At 66.3% G+C, this 18747-nt stretch carries 15 protein-coding genes; 2 read left to right on the top strand and 13 right to left on the bottom strand.

All coding sequences use genetic code 11. The annotated features are described in order from the left end of the window. Positions 1 to 73: 73 nt before the first annotated feature. From IPF36_RS11925 to IPF36_RS11880, 10 genes are all read right to left on the bottom strand, one after another. The gene (locus tag IPF36_RS11925; RefSeq protein ID WP_195428024.1) at positions 74 to 1078 is read right to left on the bottom strand and encodes an amino acid--[acyl-carrier-protein] ligase; all 1005 of its coding nucleotides are present in this window, start codon (positions 1076 to 1078) and stop codon (positions 74 to 76) included. A 10-nt stretch (positions 1079 to 1088) separates the two neighbouring features. Beyond that, entirely contained in the window at positions 1089 to 2288 is a 1200-nt protein-coding gene (locus IPF36_RS11920; protein WP_195428023.1) for an acyl-CoA dehydrogenase family protein, read from the bottom strand. After that, the gene (locus IPF36_RS11915; protein ID WP_029045129.1) at positions 2285 to 2536 is read right to left on the bottom strand and encodes an acyl carrier protein; all 252 of its coding nucleotides are present in this window, start codon (positions 2534 to 2536) and stop codon (positions 2285 to 2287) included. The genes IPF36_RS11920 and IPF36_RS11915 overlap by 4 nt, the downstream gene beginning before the upstream one ends. 410 nt (positions 2537 to 2946) lie before the next feature. Further along, a complete protein-coding gene (locus IPF36_RS11910) occupies positions 2947 to 5379 on the bottom strand; it encodes a polysaccharide biosynthesis tyrosine autokinase (RefSeq protein ID WP_135703357.1) in 2433 nt (810 codons plus the stop codon). An 86-nt stretch (positions 5380 to 5465) separates the two neighbouring features. After that, a complete protein-coding gene (locus IPF36_RS11905; protein ID WP_133097171.1) occupies positions 5466 to 6188 on the bottom strand; it encodes a Crp/Fnr family transcriptional regulator in 723 nt (240 codons plus the stop codon). 296 nt (positions 6189 to 6484) lie between these two features. Then, positions 6485 to 7276, bottom strand: coding sequence for a hypothetical protein (locus IPF36_RS11900; RefSeq protein ID WP_135703356.1), 792 nt, complete (start codon positions 7274 to 7276; stop codon positions 6485 to 6487). Further along, a complete protein-coding gene (locus IPF36_RS11895) occupies positions 7273 to 8256 on the bottom strand; it encodes a DUF1839 family protein (RefSeq protein ID WP_368671143.1) in 984 nt (327 codons plus the stop codon). The genes IPF36_RS11900 and IPF36_RS11895 overlap by 4 nt, the downstream gene beginning before the upstream one ends. Positions 8257 to 8943: 687 nt before the next feature. After that, the gene (locus tag IPF36_RS11890) at positions 8944 to 9222 is read right to left on the bottom strand and encodes a hypothetical protein (RefSeq protein WP_135703355.1); all 279 of its coding nucleotides are present in this window, start codon (positions 9220 to 9222) and stop codon (positions 8944 to 8946) included. Between the two features lie 159 nt (positions 9223 to 9381). Continuing rightward, a complete protein-coding gene (locus IPF36_RS11885; protein ID WP_368671142.1) occupies positions 9382 to 9867 on the bottom strand; it encodes a DNA-binding response regulator in 486 nt (161 codons plus the stop codon). Positions 9868 to 10169: 302 nt separating this feature from the next. After that, complete coding sequence (locus tag IPF36_RS11880; RefSeq protein ID WP_195428022.1) at positions 10170 to 11000, bottom strand: response regulator transcription factor; 831 nt, start codon at positions 10998 to 11000, stop codon at positions 10170 to 10172. A 456-nt stretch (positions 11001 to 11456) separates the two neighbouring features. Between IPF36_RS11880 and IPF36_RS11875 the strand changes: the two genes are divergently transcribed. Continuing rightward, positions 11457 to 13277, top strand: coding sequence for a phage integrase family protein (locus IPF36_RS11875; protein ID WP_255519746.1), 1821 nt, complete (start codon positions 11457 to 11459; stop codon positions 13275 to 13277). 219 nt (positions 13278 to 13496) lie between these two features. Here IPF36_RS11875 and IPF36_RS11870 read toward each other — a convergent pair whose 3' ends face one another. Beyond that, complete coding sequence (locus IPF36_RS11870; protein ID WP_133097176.1) at positions 13497 to 14510, bottom strand: ParB/RepB/Spo0J family partition protein; 1014 nt, start codon at positions 14508 to 14510, stop codon at positions 13497 to 13499. Between the two features lie 3 nt (positions 14511 to 14513). Next, the gene (locus tag IPF36_RS11865; RefSeq protein WP_063237647.1) at positions 14514 to 15173 is read right to left on the bottom strand and encodes an AAA family ATPase; all 660 of its coding nucleotides are present in this window, start codon (positions 15171 to 15173) and stop codon (positions 14514 to 14516) included. A gap of 377 nt (positions 15174 to 15550) precedes the next feature. Between IPF36_RS11865 and IPF36_RS11860 the strand changes: the two genes are divergently transcribed. Beyond that, complete coding sequence (locus IPF36_RS11860) at positions 15551 to 15754, top strand: cold-shock protein (RefSeq protein ID WP_006159056.1); 204 nt, start codon at positions 15551 to 15553, stop codon at positions 15752 to 15754. Between the two features lie 102 nt (positions 15755 to 15856). Here IPF36_RS11860 and IPF36_RS11855 read toward each other — a convergent pair whose 3' ends face one another. Next, the gene (locus tag IPF36_RS11855; RefSeq protein WP_195428021.1) at positions 15857 to 16951 is read right to left on the bottom strand and encodes a replication protein RepA; all 1095 of its coding nucleotides are present in this window, start codon (positions 16949 to 16951) and stop codon (positions 15857 to 15859) included. Positions 16952 to 18747 lie beyond the last annotated feature (1796 nt).

The raw sequence follows: 18747 nt of genomic DNA, 5'->3' as shown, positions 1-18747 counted from the left end.
CTCGCAAATTGGCTCCAGCGGCATCAGCCGGCAACACTCTGCGCGGTTCCGGTCGAATGCTCGCGGCGTTGGACTAGATGCCTCCGAGCACATCGCGCACGCGTTGCGGCCAGCGCGCCAGTTCGAAGCCGTGATGGCGCAGTAAAGCCAGCGTCAGGCGCTCGATGCCGAAGCCCACGCAGCCGGTATGGGCCAGCGCCCCGTCATCGGTGCGCAGCGGCCACGCATGGGCGAAATGATCCATGTGATAGTTGAAACTCATGCAAGCGGTCGGGGGCGCGCCATCGTTGATCGGCACCAGCAGCTCAAACTTCAGTTTGAGTTCACGCTGACTGTCCGCGACGATCTTGCCGCCACGACCGAAGAACGGATCGTTCGCAATATCCACCTCGTGCGGCAACCCGAGCATGCTGGCCAGCTTCTGGCCACGCTCCATCCATGTCTGGCGGAATTCGACAATCTGCTCGGCTGTCCCGAGCCGCACGTACTCGCGCTGGCGGAACATCTGCATGCGTGCGGGGTCGATGGAGGGCTCATGGCGGAAGCAATACGTCAGCACGTCGACCACGAGGCCGCCACGGGGCATCGGCCCGCGGTCGGCCACTACCGGGTAGACCGGATAGCACGCGGCGGGTGCCAGCACCACTTCGGTCGGTCGCTGCTGCTCCGCCCAGTCCTCACCGTGTTCCACACGGGCGAGCAGACGGTGATGTTCCCGTTCGCCGCCACAGAAGCAATGCACCGTCCCCGCCAGTTGCGGAAAACTCTTGAGGTATTCGCTCGCTTCGAAATCCTCGCGCGGCATCGCGGGAGGAAATCGCATCACTTCCGCATGCTGGTCGGCTCCGAGCTTGCCGATGGCGAGGTTCAATCCATCGGCAATGCCTTCGAACAGCGCGCTGCGACCATAAATGCCATCGACCTTGGTCGGAAAGAGCACGCGGGCATCGATGAGCGCCTGCCGGTAGGCACGACGGCCGAGGTCCGGATCCCGCACCGGTACGGCGTGGAAAAAATGATCACCCGCAACAGGTGATGCGTTCTCGTCGGGCGTGCAAGTGTTGCTGGTGTCGTCCATGCTCGGATCCTCAGGCAGTCCGGTCCGCCAGCAGCAGATTGGCGGTGTTGGTCAGGATGCGATCGTTGTTGATCATCAGGGGCGCCGACCACAGATCCCGAAGGTGGCGTCCCAGGCTGAACGGCGTGCCATGCTTGTAGCCCGCCATGCCGCACACCAGCATCGCGATCTGGACTGCCTCGAGCGCCAGCACCGACACGCTGGTCTTGAGACCATTCATTTCCGCCGCCAGGCTGAACATCGCCGACACGCCCTGCCTTGCCTGCCGCTGGCGCTGGTGGCTGAGCGCCAGCTCCAGGCGGCCATCGAGCATCTGGATGATGGCTACGGCCTCAGCCACGCGCGTTGCCGATGGCGGCAGCGTGCCGGGTCGGGCACGGGCCTGGCCCTGGAACAGTGCCTTGGCACGCTGGACCGCGTCCGCCGCGATGCCTGTCCACACGGCAGACCACAGGATATGCGACACGGGGGTCATCGTAACGTCCGCAATCTCGCCGAACGGCACCGGCAGGATCTGATCGGTATGGCCGCGCGCTTCGAGCCGGAAGCCGTTGCTGCACGTGCCCCGCATGCCCAGGGTGTCCCATGCGGAGAGGTTGTCCAGCGTGTAGTCCGGCTTCAGAACGCTCACCATGACCTGGTCCGTGGGCGCGGCATCGGGGTGTCGACGTGCCGTCACGAGAATTCCGTCAGCGTGGGCGCCATAGGAGATGGTTGGCGCCATCTTCAGCAAATGGAGGTTGCCGTTGTCGACGTTGACCGCGCATCCGCTGTTGCGCAACGCACCGCCAATAGCCTCTTCGGAGGTGGCCGATGCGAGCAGCAACTGTTCGCCGCCAAGCCGTTGCAACAGTTGCGCGTGCCATGCACTGTTGCCGGCATGGTTGACCAGGCATGCCACCTGGATCTGGTGCATCGCGTATATCATGCCCGTCGAAGCGCAGGCGGCGCCGAGCACGCGGCAAACCGCCGCGATCGTCTCGAGCGGCGCGCCACCACCGCCAAGGTCAGTCGGCACCATGGCACCCAGCAGTTTGTGCTCGCGCAATACCGTGAAGGCCTGACAGGGAAAGCTTGCGTCCCGGTCGACCTGGTCTGCATGCCGTGCTGCTTCTGCGGCGACCAGCCTGGCCGCCGCCAGCCAGTGCGCGGCATCGGCAATCTCGGCGCGCGGAGGTGCCAGCTCAACGCTGGCAAGCGCGGGGCTCACGCCGCCTCCTGCTCATTCTTGAGTTGCTCGGCTGCCGTCGCCAGTGCGCCGATGCTGCGAAACAGCTGGCGGGTCAGCATGCGATCGGGGATTTCGATGCCGAAAGCGTTCTCGATCGCGATCATGACGTGCACGGTCGCCAGCGACGACAGTCCTGCTTCATACAGATCGGCGTGGTCGTCCAACGATTCAACTGGCACGTTCAGACGAGCCACTTCCGAGAGGATGGTACGTATGGCTGCTCTCATGCTGGGACTCCAGATTTTGGGGAAGCATGGTGTTGAGCCATTTAGCCTGAACTTCGGGCTCGAATCGGTACGCTTCCGTACCAATGGGCTGCGGTGCCGGCACGCCTGCAAGGCTGCCCGGGCACGGCGAGCTCCGGGCGGAGAAGCCCGGCTGCAGTTGCGAGGGCAATGCGTGGTCTTTGCGCGGGAAAGCACGAAGGGACATCCAGGCCTCGGGGCGAAGACCCTGTCAGGATCTTCTTGCCATAGCGCTACCAATGGAGCAGCTCCGCGCGTAGGCGGCACCGACCGAGGGCCGTCACGCGATGCGGACGTACCCGTTTCTGCGTAACACTTTGCCGGCGTTGCTGCATGCGCTCGTGCGTATGTCGCGCAGAAACTGGCACGTTCCGCGACCCTGAGCTCCAGCTTCAGGCTTTCTCCGCTCCATTGACTTGCCTGGTCAATGCCGGGCGCTTCGCTTCCGCCTTGGGCAAGGGCATGCCCAGATAGGGATTGATGGTATTGAAGTCCGACCTGTTGCTGCGCCGTGGCATGACCCCGTTCAGGATCCCGCCCGCCAGCCGCGCGTTGGCATGCGCGAGGCGCTTGAGGGCGTCGTCAACCTGGCCCGCCGCGGTTACGTCAGCGCGCACCACCACCAGCGTGGAGCCTGCCAGGTTGGACACCAGCGTGGCATCCGCCACCGCCAGCACCGGCGGAGTATCGACCAGCACCAGGTCGAAGCGGCCCGCGCACAGGCGCAGCGTTTCCGCCAGCGCCGGCAGCATCAGCAACTCGGACGGATTCGCCGGCGCCGCGCCGCGGTTGAGCAGGAACAGGCCGCTGACCACGCTCGGCCTGACCGCGTCGGCGATCGCGGCGCGCCCGGCCAGCACTTCGGCCAGGCCCGGCTCTACCGGCTGGTCGAACCAGTCCGCCACGCGCCCGCGGCGCAGGTCCGCGTCGATCAGCAGCACGCGCTGGCCGGCCTCGGCAAACAGCACCGCGAGGTTGACCGCGGTAAAGGTCTTGCCCGCGCCGCTGGCCGGGCTGGTGATCGCCACCAGGCAATTGGGCGCATCGCGCAGCGCGAAGTGCAGCGCCGCACGCAAGGTACGCAATCCCTCCACCGCCAGCGAATGCGGCGCGCGCCGCGCCAGCAGGTACTGGTCGTGCAGGCCCTGGCGCAGCAGGCGTTCGGCGCGCGCGCGCTTGTCCTCCGGCGCGGCCGCGGTCACGGCATCGATCACCTCGGTGCCCGGCTCGGGCCAGCCCAGGCGCGCCTCGGTCGGCAGCGTGAAGCCCGCGGCAATGCCCAGGCTGCGCTTGGTTTCGATCTGGCGCTCCAGATCGGCCTGCTCGTTGCTGAAGGCGATGTCGCCGAGCATCGCCATGCCAAGCCGCTCTTCGGCATCAGCCGCGCTGGCCACCGACGGGCGCAGGCGCTGGCGCAGGTTGATGCCGGCCACGCCCAGGCACAGCCCGAGCAGCGCGCCCACGGAAGCGAACGGCCACGTGCCGATCCCCACCGGCGTCACCGGCGCGATCGCGGCGTCGATTACGCGCAGCTGGCTGGAGCTGTCGGACAGCATCAGCGACAGCTGCTCGACCTTGGTGCGCAGGGCCATGTACATGTCCTCGGCCACCTTGACGTCGCGCGTCAGCGCCACCGATTCGCGCTCGGAGGCCGACAGGCTTTGCATGCGCGCATCGATCTCGGCGCGCTCGCGCGTCATCTGCTGAATCTGGCTGTCGACCATGCGCACTTCATTGGCCTCGGTGGTGAAGCGCTGCAGCAGCCGTGTGCGCTCCAGCCGCAGCGCGGCGATCTGGCGCTGGTACTCCATGCTGTTGTTCAGGAACGATTGCGCATCGCGGCTGGGCGCCATCGAGCCGGTACGCGCGCGGTAGCGCGTCAGCGCCTCTTCCGCACGGGTCAGCTCGGCCTGCACGCGCGGCAATTCGTTCGACAGGAAGGCCAGCGTGCCGGCGGCGTCCTCGCGGCGCTTGGTGGTCTGTCCGTCGATATAGGCGCGCGTGACGCCGTTGACCAGCTCGGCAGCAAGCTGGCGGTCCGCATACTGCCAGCCCACGCGCACCGTGCCGCCCGGCTGCGCCGGTGCGCTGCCCTGACTCGCGGACATCTGCGCGCCTTCGCTCTCGACCTGGAGGCCCTTGCGCACGGCCTCGGCGGTGCGCGCGAGGTCATGCCGCGTCAGTGCGAAGCGCGTGCCGGGCGCGGCCTCGATGCGGTCCACGCGCAGCGTGATGCCGTTGCCGCTGGCGGTCTCCCCGACACGGCCCTCGAGCAGCAGCACGTCATGGTCGAAAAGGCGGTAGGCGCCGTCGCGGCGCGTCTCGAACACCAGTGGCTGGTCCACCAGGTCCTCGGGCACGGTCATGGTGTCGACCACCAGGCGTTCGCCGCCCCAGGCATAGCCCTGGCTTGCGGGCCAGGTGCCGCGCACGTGGCCGGGCGTGGAAAAGCGGTCGACCAGCGCGCCCACCAGCGGCGCGCGCAGCGGCTGCGCGGTGATATCCAGGCGCAGCCGCTCCACCACGGGCCCGACCACGGCGCGGCTCTTGAGCAGCCCCGCGTCGAAGCCGGCGGCGCCCTGCGTCTGCGCCACGCTGCGCACGCCGCCGTCGCGGCCCTCCACCTGCACCAGCGCCTGCGCACGGTATTGCGGCGGCTCGGACAGCGCCACCAGCGCGCCGACGCCGGCGCCGACAACGCCCGCGGCGACGATCCAGCCCATATGGTCCATCAGCGCGCGCGCCTGGCGCGTGCTGGCGGGCTGGGCTTCGCGCCGGGGGGCCGCACCTTCCGCCGGTGCACTGGCATATGACAGTCTGCTCACGGGTACCGCTCCTCAAATGGGATCAGCGCGGCGTCCTGCGCCGCGCGTGGCCACCTCACGCCGCCAGGGGCAGCTGGCAGCGCCGTTCAGGCGCTGGCCAGCGCGGGCAGCAGCCGGTCATATTCGCGCTTGACCAGCTTGTAGCATTCGCATGAATGCTTCTCCAGGCCGCAGCGGTCCAGTACCGTGATATGGCCGCGGCTGTGGTGGATCAGTCCCAGGTCCTCCAGCTTGCCCGCGGCCTCGGTCACGCCCTCGCGGCGCACGCCGAGCATGTTGGCGATGACCTGCTGCGTGATCACCAGCTCGTTGGAACTGAGCCGGTCGATCGCCAGCAGCAGCCAGCGGCACAGCTGCTTGTTCAGCGAGTGGTGGCGGTTGCACGCGGCGGTCTGTGCGATCTGCGTCAGCATCGCCTGCACGTACAGCAGCGTCACGCGCTGCAGCGTGGGCAGGCGCGGCAGCTCGGCGCGCAGCATGCGTGCGGGAATGCGGTAGGCCAGGCCGGGGCTGCGCACTTCGACGCGGCTGGGCATGGTGTCGCCGCCGGTGACCACCGGGATCCCGACCAGCCCTTCATGGCCGACCGCGGCGATCTCGACGGTCGCGCCGTCTTCGAGCAGCGACAGCAGCGAAACCACTGCCGTGGTTGGAAAGTAGACGTGGACGATGCGCTGGCCGGAATCGGTGAGCAACTCCCCGGCGCGCAGCCGGACCAGCTCGAAATGCTGGGCCAGCGCTTCCCACTCGCCACGCGGCAACGCGCTGAGCAGGTGATTGACATGCAGTTCCGACCGATGCGTAATCATTTTTCGTACCCCCTGTCCAAACCCGTTTTCGGGAACAACGTCCAGCCGGCTCGGCGAACGCCACTCGGGAAAACGGGCTTCAGCCTTGCCGGTCCCCGTTCAGCGCCGGCATGGACCGGCATGACTGGTTTCCGACTGCCTGGCTGCGCCGTTGACCCTGCTGCGGCGCTGACTGCAAGCCAGTGACTCTATTTAGCGTCATGGCGAGGCGCTGCGACAGTAGGCGAATGGTTGGGAAGCGCTCATCCATCGGGAGGTTGGCCGGAAAGCCGAGCGGATGCCCGGCCACGGCGCAATCAGCGTGCAGCGCGCTGCAGCGGCGCCGGCAGGTGCCGGGCCCTCCTGCAAAAGTCGGAGACGGGTGGAAGCGCGGGGCGGCCGGCGGAAACGAGCGGTGCCGGAAGGGGCGCAAATGGCGTAAAGAGCGTGATGGGCGCAAGCAATTCGACGGGCTGGCATGGCCCGACCTCATCCAACGGCAAGGCGCGCGGAAGAAAACCGGCCAGGTGGCCGGCGGCGGCCACCACCGTGCAGCGCCAGCCACGCACTGCCGCCGCGGCGGGATGCAGCACGCGCGGCGCGCGGAAGCACAGGTGGATCGTGTTCATGCCCGACAGTTCGATCGCGGCCTCGTACAACTGATGCGGTGCGTGCAACTCGTGCAGTTCAGTGCCATGCCCGATCGCATCATCCACGGCAATCACCTGGCGCCCGTTGACCCACGCTTCGGTGCCGCGAACCAGGCCGCGCAGCCGCAGCAGCCGCGGTCCGTGTCCGGCAAAGCGCAGCCGGTACCAGTAGTCGTGGCAGTGCAGCGGCACCGGCGCGCCTTCGCACAAGCGGCCCGCCGCCTGCATGGCCATCGCAACCGAACCGGGCACCGGCGCCGGCAGCCAGCACGCGCCATCGTCGAGCACCGCGGGCGACGGTGCCGCGCCGGGCAGCGTCTGCAGCCATCGCCACGGGCCGCAAGGCGCGCGCCCCGCAACGTCGGTGAAGGCGGTGAGGGGTGTGACGTCGACGGACGGAACGGCGGCCGAAATGAGGGCGGCGGCTCGCCGGCCCGTGGCCTCGGCAGCGGCGGTCATGGCGCATACTCGCCGAAATGCCGGGCCAGCGCCGGCACGCTGGCCTGGTAAGAGGCCTCGAGCTGGTCCAGGCAGTCTTCGCAGCGATCCGGCTTGCGGCTGATCACGGCGCGCATCAGCCGGAACTGCATCACCATCGCTTCCGACGCCATCGTGTAGCACGCTTCGGCCGCCTTCTCCGGGACCTCCTGTCCCTGCATCACCAGCCAGCGCAGGTAGCGCGCCAGCAGCTCGAAGTTGGCGCCGAGCTGGCGCAGCACGCCCGAGGCGTAGTGGTGGAAGCCCGGCTCGCCGCGCGCCATCAGCCGCTCCAGGTGGGCGGGAAACACGGCACGGAACTGTGTCACGGGATTCTGCTGCGGACGGTTGCCGAGGTGCGTGCGCAGCAGCGCCAGCGAAGCGTCGAGCAACGACTCGCGCCCGCGCAGCCGGCCATCGCGGCGCACTACCTCGGCATGCACGAAGGGCAGCGACTCGGCGCTGCGCGCTCCCGGTGCCAGCCGGAAGATCGCGGCGTAGTCCTCGCCGCTGGCGGTGTGGTAGCCGTCGGTGTGGTAATAGCCGACGGCGCCCGCCTGGGGGATCAGCACGTCGACGGCGATGCAGGTCGGCGTGCGGTGGCGCTGGTAGCCCGCGCCGGGCGGCGGCGGCAGCTGGCCGCTGTCGAGTTCGATCACGACGAGATGGCCGCGCGCGGTCTGCGCCGCCACGTGCGACTCGAGCGAGTCGTACAGCGTCAGCGCATGGGCGGTCAGCCCGTAGAGCCGCTCCAGGTCCGCCACCGGAAAGCGGCACTGCGTGAAATGATCGGCCTCGAAATCCTGGCGCACTGCGCACGGCAGCGCGGCGACCGGTGGCAGTTCAAGTCCGTGCAGCAACTCGATCCACAGGTCGACATGGCAGTTGACGTGCGACCACACCGGATTGCCGCCACGCAACCCAGGCCCGCCACGTCCACGCATCTTGGTGTCGCCGTACACTAGAGACCTCCGCGCCTGCCATGCCGATCCAATCGCGGGTGTGCGTGGCCCGCGCCGGATGCGCGCCCTCGCGCTCGCGTTCCGGCTGCCGTGCACTGACTGTCTGCTGTCATGCCCGCCTTCTCCCTGCCCCGAGCCAAATGCTTGCGCCATCGGTCTTGATGGCGATCTTGGCGCGCGCGGTTCAGGACAGTCTGTTGGACGGCGCACAAACCTTGCACGGGCCCACAGGTTCGGCCGTCATTGCGTGGCGCAAGGACGCGCATGCCGATGGCAAAGGCGTCTGTACCGTTCGCCGCAGAGGTTGAGTTCCGGTTGAGCCGGTTTAGTGGCATTCAGCCGCATGCGTGACGCGCATGCTGCTTCTGGTTGATAGAGGCGTGCGTGCCGATTGGATATCGTCAAGAGGACGTGTGGGCGGGCAGTATTGCCTGCACGCCTTCAAAGCCCGCATGGTCCCCCGGTCGGCGGGCTTCTTTTTTTGTGGCATGGCACGGCGCGCGCGACAGGGTTCGGCAGCGCGGCGACGCCAGCAGGCATGTGCATGCCCTGTGGGTGCACGGCAATGGCTGGCGAGCGGGACTGGTGGCAGGCAGCACTGCTGCAGGACAACGGCAGCAGTGGTCGCACCTCGCGCTGGCGCTGGCGAGGCACGCGGAACACAGCAGGGCGCCGCGGCGCCCTGGCTCAGGGCAGCGTAGCTGCCGGCAGGCGCAGGCGATGCTGCGCCAGGATCAGTGCGCGCAGGCTTTCCACCCGCAACACCGCTTCACGCTGTCCTGCTTCACGCGCGGCCTGCGCTGCGGCATGCTCGCAATCGTAGCGGCGACCATGCAGTTCTCCGCGATACAACAGCGGCTGCTCGCCCGCACCAGCCAGCCGGATCTCGAAGCAGCAAGCCCACTTGCCCCGGCCCTCGCGCACGGCGAAGCCATGCACGACCAGGTATTCCATCCCGCCTTCCATACGACCCCCTAGCATCCCGGCGCGGCAAGCCCTCTTGGAATGGGGCTGCTCGGACGCCGGGCATCTCAAGCATAGTGCTTGCGCGCACAGAACGCCCTCATCCGCAGGCTGTAATCCTGTGGTGGCCGAAGGAGGGAAGCAAGAGAGGGACGGGCAGATTCAGGCGGCGCCAACGCTGTCGCAGGGCGTGGCCTGCATCAGCGAAAGGGCCATGCGCGGGAAGCACTGGCCGCCAGCCCACACCAGCGCGGTCGCGGCACAGACGAGCTCGGCAGGCGCCGGCACCGCCAGGCAACCGCTCGCGCCCAGCAGCGCGGCGTGGACGATCAGCGTCGCGTCGAGCCGGTCCGACAACACCAGCCAGCGGCGCGGCGCGAGCCGGGCCTGCATCTGTTCGAGCAGCTTGCGCGGGTCGCCGTCCAGCCCGCTGCAATCGATCAGCGCGACATCGGCCGGGTCGCTGCCGAGCTCGTCCGCATCGGGATGACGCTGCCGGCCGGCAGCACCATCCTGCAGCCAATGCGGCGCGCGCCACCGGATCGGGCGCGGCAGGCCCAGCGCTTCCAGGCGCCGCACCAGGGTGCGGCACATCATTTCGTTGCTGGCGATCAGGTAGGTCGGCATCGAATCGGCAATGGAGGCCACGGCCGGTGCGGCGGGATGGGCCCGGGGTCAGAAGGTCAAGTGGCCGGATGGCCCGCCGTGGCAAACATGGCGGGCCTCGCGGCGAGCGCGCCCTGCCGTTGGGCGCCTGACGCATGGCGCGCGGCAGGCGGCGGCGAACGCCTCCCTGTCAACGTAGCAAGCGCTCCCCGGCACCGCCTCATGCTTTTGGCGGAGGCCGCCACGTCAAATGGATGACCTGCGGGGATGGCCGCGGCACCGGATCCGACCGGCGCCGGCATGGCTGCAACCGATGCACCCCAGAACGGTCATGCAGGGGGGCTTCAGGCGGCCCGGCACGCGCCGAGCGGCCGCACCGCCGGCGGGCCGGCCCAGTCCAGCGTGGCGCCACGCTGCAGCGCCACGTAGACAGCTTCGCCCTTGTTGCGTACATGGAGCCGCTGGTACAGCGTGCAGGCATGCGTCTTGGCCGTGGCGACGGAGATATTGAGCATCCGGCTGACGGTCTTGATCGGATAGCCGCGCGCGAGCAGGGCCAGTACCTCATACTGCCGTTCGGTGATGTTGAGCAGATGCGCGCCGCTCGACGGCGTTTCGCTCGTATACACAGGCGGCGTGGCCGGTGTTTCGCCGCGCAACGCATGCAGCGGCACCACCACCGGGGCATCGGCGTGACCGGACGGCATGGATGGCGCGGCCGGTGCGGACTGTGCGGACATGGCCAGCGTGCCGGCATCGTCGCTGCGTCCGCTGGCTGGCTCGGACAGCAGCAGCGACGGGAAGCACTCCCCACCGGCCAGCACCAGCCGCACCGCGGCGTCGAGCGCTTCGGCGCTGGCGGCCTTGTGCAGGCAGCCACGTATGGACTCCGGCAGCGCCGGCCGTGACAGTGCCGCGGCGGGCCGCTCGGTCAGCAGCAGCACGCGCCGGGGCCGCAGGCGCTCGCACAGGTCGTCGAGCTGGGCCCAGCCTGCCGCGGCGTCGTGCGGTAGCCCGTACACCAGCAAGTCGGCGTCTACCAGCCAGAGATCGGGGTCGATCGGCGCGAGCGGATCGATATCGATCAGGTCGCCCGGGAGATGCGCTTGGGCCAGAAGGTGGCGAAGACCCAGGCGCAGCAGTGGATGGTGTTCGATCAAGAGGATGCTGGCCATGGCCGCTCTCCTTCTTATTGCGGCAAGCCCAGGTCCTGCGACAAACCCGTTCTTGCTGTTGGACCGCCTTCCGCTATGCTGCGGCTCGTCGATCCATACGATCCGGCTTGTTCCTGGCCTGGTACGGCGTCCCGTCGGTTGCCGTGCCCGTCCCTTCCCTTGGAGTGCCGAATCGCCCCGTTTGCGCCGTTCGAACCGAGTCTGGCCGGCTGGTGCCGGACCCGCGCAGTTCATGACTAACGCTTTAGCAACTTTCCGATCAAATTTAACAGAATCTAATTCTGATCTTCAGCTTATGAAACAGGGGCGTCGAAAGCAAGCCTCTGTTGCATTGCAGCGGGTATTCCCGAAGGGGGGTCCCTCCGTCCCGGAACGCTGTCACGGGCGGCCCACTGCGACCCTGCCAGCGAGCTTAGATCGACAAACGGGTGTTCGGGTGGCCCGGGGACTGGCGGAATGCCGCTTACCTCGCATAAAATTATCGGCATTGCTCTTTGCTGTGCATTTCTGGCCGGATGGATTTGGCCTGAGTTCAAGTGCCTTATAAATCAAGGAGTTGCCGTAAGCCATGTGCCCTCCCCCACCGACGCTCCCGCACCCCTGCCCATGTTGCCCGGATCGCATGCCGTCAGCCTGACCCGCAGCGAATTCGCCGCCGTCCGCGCCTATGTCCAGGGCATGCCGGCAGCGTTGGTCGTCGGCCGTTACCTTGCCGACGACGGCGATGACGACGATGCCGGCGAATCGGCACTGCGAACCCTGCTGGGTCTGCGCGACCGCATGGTCCAGCTCGCCCATCTCCATGGCCGCGCCGACCTGGGCGAACTGCTGGTGTCCGGTCCGGGCCGTTCCAACCGCGGCATGGATCGCCGGGTGGATGCGTTGGCGGAACTGGAACGGCTCGGTACGGCGCCGCCGCGGGCGGAGCATGGCGTGGAACTGTGGTTCGGGCCGTCACTGGCACGCCGCCTGCGCAAAGCCAATATTGTTACTATTAAGGCACTTATCGCATTGACAAATGCCCGCGGCACGGGATGGTGGCGGCGTGTGCCACGTATCGGCGCCCTCGCCGGCCAGGCCATCAACCGCTGGCTGGCGGAACATCGCGACCTGGTCCGCACGTCCCAGGGCCAACCCATGCTGGCCGCGCATGTAGGTGACCGCGCGCCGCTGGCGCGCGGCGCGCTGACACCGGACATGCCGCGCCTGCTGCCGCTGGAACTGCTCGCCGGTGACGCCGGGGCATCGCCCGCCTGTCCCTTTGCGAGCGGCGTCGACGTGGTGCGCAAGTGGCTGCACGCCAGTGCGCCCCCTGCCGGCGCCACGTACGCGGCGTACCGCAAGGAGGCCGAGCGGTTGCTGCTGTGGTCGGTGATCGAGCGCCGCAAGGGTCTCGCCGCGCTGGACGGGCAGGACCGCCAGGCATACCTGGCCTTTCTTGCGGACCCGCAGCCGGCGGCGCGCTGGTGCGGACCGCGGGCTTCCCGGCAAGTCGGGGCCTGGCGGCCATTTACCGGGCCGCTGGGCGATGCCAGCTTGCGGCATAGCATGCGTGTCCTGGGCGCCTTGTGGGCCTGGATGGCGCGCAACGGGTACGCCTCGGCCGCGCGGTGGCTGCCAGCAGGCGGACCGGCAACGGGTACAGGAACGGATATCGGGATGACGCGCGCGGCAGGCGATGTGGCTTCCGGCCTTGACCCGGGCAGCGCTGCCGGCGAGGGAATTGTCGACGACATGGCGCTGGTGCGCTTCACTGCCTGGCTGGAGAACGAATGCGTCCAGCCCGATGGCCGGCGCTACCGCGCCGCGGCCGCAGCGGTCGCGCTGCTGCGCGAATGCCGGCCCCGCTTTGCCGGGCTGGTGGCGCTGCGCTGGAAAGACCTGCGGATCCTCGACCGGGTGCCGGCAACGAAGGCGGACGAAGCATTGGATGGCGACCGGCTTGCGCTCAGCGATACGGCGCTGGCCGCGCTACGCCGCCATTGGCAAGACCGGGCGCTGGACCTGGACATGCCCGCGATGGCGGATGTGCCCCTGCTCGGCCCGCCCGTTGCGCCGCCCACCCGGCGGGCGCAGCGCAAGCTCGCCAGCATGACCCACCCGCCCTACTCGGTGCGAGGGCTGCACGCACTGCTGTCGGCGGTGATTACGCGCTATCGGAGGCTGGATGCGAGCTTCCCGGCGTGCACGCCGCGTGACCTCGTGCGCGAGGCTCGGCGTTGCCAGACAGCGTTGGCATCGGCCGAAGAAGTTGGTACGGAGAAAGATTCGCCGTAGGGTCTGGCTGTACGGAACAGGACCCTTTTCGGCATGAACAGCCTTGGCTGACCATCTGCCTTGGCGTAGATATGGGTGGCAGCATCGCCACCGAAGAACTGGGTACGCTGCAGGGGTCTTGCCGAGCGATCCTGCCACGTCCGCGGTCTCCCTGATGCGCCGGGAGTGCGGTGATTCGTAGCCCGCTTCCCCGGCACCTGACTCGCTCAGCGGACTCGATCAGAGCAAGGTCTTGTCCAGCCCGAAGCGAGCCTTGAGGAGTTCGACCAGGTCCTCGCGGGCGCTGCGGTCGCCCAGCTGGACATCGAGGACGACGCGCCCCGAATCCCACTCCTTGATGGTTCCGAGCAACTGGCCGCTGTCGGTCCGGATTTTGTATTGCCGGCTGATTTCCTTGACCTTGCGCGCCTTGCCTTCCTGCGCGTGCTTGCGGATTGCCTCGACTTCGCGGCTCGACAGGCCATCGTTGATGATCCGTGCCGCCAGCTCGCGGGTTCGCTCCTCCCCCGCCAGCTTGCAATACAAAGTCAGCTCATAGCCCGCGGCGATGCCGATCGCGCTCGGCCGCTCGCGCATCACGCCCAGCACGGACTCGGGCAGGCGCAATAGCGCCAGCGTCTTGTTGACCGTTCCAGCGGACATCCCGGTCAGTTCACAGATTTCTTCTTCCTTCTGAACCTTGCCTTCATCGAGCAACTGGCGCCAGGCAATCGCATTGTCCAGCGCCGACTGGTCCGAGCGCTGCTCGTTGAGCATGAACGACAGCCGGTAGAAATCCAGGTCGCTCAGGTCGTCCTCGACAAAGCACTCCATCTCGAGCTTGCCGGCCGAAGCCAGCGCTCGTTTGCGGTAGTGGCCGTCGATCAGGATGTAGTGGCCGGGACGCGAGGGGTCGGGTGCAGCGAGACCGGGGGTCTTCTGTCCATGCGTGGCGATCGACGCCGCACGCTCCTGCACGACCGCGGGATCATAGATCCGGCGGGCATTCAGTGGATTGTCGTGGAGCTGCGCCAGCGGAATCCGCACCAGCTGCCGGCCGGACGCCATCTCGCCCGCACTTTCAGCGCTGAAAACCGCCGCGGCGTCGTTGGCCCTGCCCTGCAGCAGGCCATTCGGATGCTGCGAAATTGCTGCCTCGGCCCGCGCAAAGCGGTCCAGCGTGTCGTTGCGGTTCTTCTCCGCCACCATGCCGGCGAGCATGCCGGCCTTAAGGCTTTTCAGTTTTGTAGCCATGCCTTATTGCTCAATCAAAGACAACACTTCGTCGACCATCATGTCGACCTCCTGTACCGCTTCACGCGCTCCGGCAACGCCATGGACGGTACAGCCGATCGCCTGGCATTCGCGGAAGGCCGAGCGCGATCCAATCATCGAATTCAAAAGCGGCACCTCGCCATCGTCACCCAGGATCTCGATCGCCTGCCGTGCGATCGACACGCGCCGCTGAACCATATTGGCCATTACCCGGATCAGCAAGGTTTCATTCTGGACTTGCGCATGTTGTGCCAGCGTTTTAGCGGCGACCGCCGCCCATAGGTCCGGAGGCGACGGCACTACCGGGATGATGGCAAGGTCGGAAATCAGCAGCGCACTGGATGGCGCCGCCGAGTGAACCGCAGGCGGACAATCGACCACGATGTAATCGTAGTCCTGCACAAACTTCCGAACCTCCCGGTGCATGGCGCCGCCCGAGGGCGCCAGGCCGATCACCGACGCGGGAAACGGGCGCTCATCGCTGGCCTGCGCAGCCCAGCGGGTGGCGGTGCCTTGCTCGTCCATGTCGACCAGCATGGATCGGGCACCGCGCAGGCCGAGTGTTCCCGCCAGATGCATGCTGACCGTGGTCTTTCCGCAACCGCCTTTCTGGTTGAAAACGGTAATGATTTTGGCTGCCACTGCGACCTCTCTTTCAGCGCTGAAAGCGCGGTTGACTCTTAAGGCGCAACTGTAGCCAAAACCAGGTGACGCTTCAACCGTTTTACAAATTTACAAATATTTTATTAAGGTGCAGCGGAGCGTCGTCCCGGCTTTTTGCAGGAGAGGTCGCGTTCGACAATAAATTTGCTTGAAATGCGCCCGCCCCTATGTCTAAAGTATTTGTAGTGCGCATTACGCCGCACATGACACCGCAATCCAAAGTGGTTATGATGCGCGCTACAGTCGAGTCAAGTCGTGTCAACCTCGTCGGCTTCCGTTCGGTATCTACGAGAACTCAACGTGCTTGAACGGTTGTTTGCGTGGTGTACTAGAACTTGCTTCGAAAAGGAACTCTTATGGCAACCGGTACGGTCAAGTGGTTTAACGAGACCAAGGGCTTTGGCTTCATTACCCCGGACGATGGTGGTGCAGATCTGTTTGCGCACTTCTCCGAAATCCAGGGTTCTGGCTTCAAGACCCTGAAGGATGGGCAACGCGTGACGTTTGAAGTCAAGCAGGGTCCGAAGGGCCTGCAGGCTTCGGCCATCAAGCCGGCCTGATCCAGCTGATTTGCCCGCTGCAGCAAACCTGCCGCGGCGGACAAACAAAAAGGCAAGCGTTCAACGCTTGCCTTTTTTGCATCTGGCCATTCGGCCAGGAACTCAGCCCAGCTTGCGCACGCTGGTACGGGACGGCTGCAGGATCAGCGCCTTGGACGAATCCGCATCGACCTTGGCCCCCGGATAGACCACCAGCACGTCCTTCAGCGCCTTGCGGAACAGCGCGCGGAACTTGCGCTCGCTTTCGGTTTCCGTACCGAATTGCATTTGCAGGGCTTCCCACGGGATCTCGGTGCGCCGCTGGATCGTGAAGAACCGGTAGGTCAGCCACGAGTAAACGTCCAGCGCGAACGGCGACTGCTTCAGCGCCTTCAGTGCACGCATGTCCACCGGTACCGGTCGGTTGACCAGTTCGTTGAAAAACGGCTCGGACAGCACCACAAAGCTCTCGAACATCGACCCCTGCCCCGGCTGCATCGGGTCCCACCATGTCGACAACTGGTCGGCCAGCAGGTAGCCCACACGGTCGATCGATAGCGGCTCGTGATTCGGGTTCTGATTCTGGCTAGGCGTCGACTTGTTCTGCACGATCGCAATGGTTGCGGAGAACAGCCGGATCATCTGCTGGCGAACCAGCGTCATGGTGCCCCGCTTGCCGCCAGTGGCCATCGGGATACCGAGGTTGTACATGAATTCGGACAGCGAATTGCCCAGCGAGATACGCCGGTCTTCCACCGTCCCGGTGAATTCACCCCGTTTTTTCTTCGCCATGATCTCCTTGCCGATCCAGGCAAGCATCAGGCGCGGATAGGAGCCATAGGGATAGCCCAGCGAGACGGTCTCCGACACCAGCTTCTGGCGGCCGTTGGCGGCGCGTTCAGAGCGCTGCTGCGTGAAGTAGCCCGGCTGGATCATCAGCGAGATATTGCCGCTGGTACGCATCCATACCGGCGGTGCGCCCTTGGGCGCCCGATATGGCAGCGTGACCTGGACGCTGGCGCGGCTGAGGAAGCCAACTTCGCCGCTTTGCCAGGCGTCTTCGCGTTCCATGGCCTGCGCCTCGTCAAACAGACGCTGGAATTTCTCGGACGGAACCAGGATGTTCTCGTTGCCGGGAACAATGATGCGGGAGGGCTCGGCATCCACGTCGAGGACACTTCGATCCCCCGTGGCGGCCGGGGAGCGTTTGATGGGCATATTGGCGTGCTTCGGATTACCCGCCTTTGTACTCGAAGCCGCAAAAGTTGTCACGCAGAAACAGGTACGCTGAGGTTTGGTCTTGCTTGCCTCGGTTTTGTCGTGCGGGGACTCTCACGACTGGTAGCTGGGGGGCGGACGGTGGGCAACCCGCAAGGGTTGTCCACGGTGCGCAACCCTGTGACTACCAGTAAACGATACCGATACGGGTTAACTACTTGTAAACCGTATACGTGAAGTTCAGCGCCTTGATTCGTAAGGAAAAAAACTACCCTTGCGAACCCGAATCTGCGGACAACCGTACTCGATTCTGCGAAGGGCCGAACCCGTATCTGCGGCGCCCCGAACCTGTATCTGCGGACCGCGCGTACTGGTTTCTGCGGGGATAACCCCGTGTTTCCACAGGCTTTTCCACAACGCAGACCGCGCAAAGCGTACCCGTTTCTGCGGCGACCCGGGCGGTATACGCCGTTTACGCCCGGTTTACCGCCGGATTGCGCCGTCGCGCGGCCTGCGACATGGGTTATCCACGCAGAAAAGGGTTCGAGCCCTGGATCGCCCTCGGCCTCCCAGCGCCGGCGGCGTACCCATTTCTGCGGTGAATGGGCCGAAACCGTACCTGATTCTGCGTGGCGGAGAAAAACGGCTGCGCCTTTGCCTCTGCGTACCCGTTTCTGCGGCGTACCCAATTCTGCGCCCGCAGACCTGTGCGCCGGGCGTTGGCCCCCGTACCCGTTTCTGCGGTGAGATCTCGGGCTCTGTACCTGCATCCGTACCCATTTCTGCGTTGAAGGGGTGGGGTTGCGGATGGATGTACTGCCAAGTTTCTATTATATATCTGCCTCATAGGAAAAGCTAGCGCTCACACTCAACGTATACATGAGTGTGCCGCCCCTCATCCATGCGTACCTGTTTCTGCGAGCCAGTCGGGGGCTGCGCTTCATCCCAACAAGTCGGAAATGTCCGGAAACCCCGGACGCCGTACCCGTTTCTGCGCGACAGGCGGCATCCACGCACTTGTGGTGGCCGTACCTGTTTCTGCGAGCGTTCGTTTCAAGCTTTTGGCTGAACGGATCTTGTGCGCTGCAATACGAGGCGTACCCATTTCTGCGTGGCGTTCGCGGCGTAGTCGTGTGGATATCTAGGCGTCCGGCTGTTACCGGCGCCCCATGATCCGAGCAAGCCTGGTAACGCGGTGGAACCGGGCGTACCTATTTCTGCGGGCTGTGCGAACCCACGCCAGGTGGCGTTCTGGCACCAGGCGTACCCGTTTCTGCGTTGTTGCGAGCCGCTGGGAAGAGGCTTTATGGCGACGGGCGTACCCGTTTCTGCGTTAGCGGGCGGATGGCGCCCGCAGCTTGCACTGCAGCAAGGCGTACCCGTTTCTGCGGGCGGCATGTGGATAGGAAAGTAAGCGCCAGGACCGGCGCATAGAAGCCGGGAGGCAGGAAAACGGGGAGCGGGAAAGCGGGAAAGCGGGAAAGCGGGAAAGCGGGAAAGCGGGAAAGCGGGAAAGCGGGAAAGCGGGAAAGCGGGAAAGCGGGAAAGCGGGAAAGCGGGGAGGCGGGGAAGCGGGGAAGCGGGGAAGCGGGGAAGCGGGAGGCGGGGAAGCGGGAGGCGGGGAGGCGGGAGGCGGGAGGCGGGAGGCGGGAGGCGGGAGGCGGGAGGCGGGGAGAGCGGCGGACCTCCCGGCGGGCAACCCACGCGCCGCCGGCAGCGCAAGCCGACAGAAAACAAAAAACCCCGCCGAGGCGGTAATGCCGTTCAGTTAAGGTCCTTTCTGAGGAACCGGACGG

It is taken from the genome of Cupriavidus sp. IK-TO18 (assembly GCF_015549295.1).
Taxonomy (GTDB): domain Bacteria; phylum Pseudomonadota; class Gammaproteobacteria; order Burkholderiales; family Burkholderiaceae; genus Cupriavidus; species Cupriavidus oxalaticus_A.
The sequence above is the reverse complement of the archived record's forward strand: the minus strand, read 5'-3'. Positions and strand labels throughout refer to the sequence as shown.

What these genes read in the sequence shown, in the direction of transcription:
- IPF36_RS11925 (WP_195428024.1), bottom strand. Translation starts at nt 1,078, where the DNA reads ATGGACGACACCAGCAACACTTGCACGCCCGACGAGAACGCATCACCT.
- IPF36_RS11915 (WP_029045129.1), bottom strand. Translation starts at nt 2,536, where the DNA reads ATGAGAGCAGCCATACGTACCATCCTCTCGGAAGTGGCTCGTCTGAAC.
- IPF36_RS11905 (WP_133097171.1), bottom strand. Translation starts at nt 6,188, where the DNA reads ATGATTACGCATCGGTCGGAACTGCATGTCAATCACCTGCTCAGCGCG.
- IPF36_RS11900 (WP_135703356.1), bottom strand. Translation starts at nt 7,276, where the DNA reads ATGACCGCCGCTGCCGAGGCCACGGGCCGGCGAGCCGCCGCCCTCATT.
- IPF36_RS11890 (WP_135703355.1), bottom strand. Translation starts at nt 9,222, where the DNA reads ATGGAAGGCGGGATGGAATACCTGGTCGTGCATGGCTTCGCCGTGCGC.
- IPF36_RS11880 (WP_195428022.1), bottom strand. Translation starts at nt 11,000, where the DNA reads ATGGCCAGCATCCTCTTGATCGAACACCATCCACTGCTGCGCCTGGGT.
- IPF36_RS11875 (WP_255519746.1), top strand. Translation starts at nt 11,457, where the DNA reads ATGCCGCTTACCTCGCATAAAATTATCGGCATTGCTCTTTGCTGTGCA.
- IPF36_RS11870 (WP_133097176.1), bottom strand. Translation starts at nt 14,510, where the DNA reads ATGGCTACAAAACTGAAAAGCCTTAAGGCCGGCATGCTCGCCGGCATG.
- IPF36_RS11860 (WP_006159056.1), top strand. Translation starts at nt 15,551, where the DNA reads ATGGCAACCGGTACGGTCAAGTGGTTTAACGAGACCAAGGGCTTTGGC.
- IPF36_RS11855 (WP_195428021.1), bottom strand. Translation starts at nt 16,951, where the DNA reads ATGCCCATCAAACGCTCCCCGGCCGCCACGGGGGATCGAAGTGTCCTC.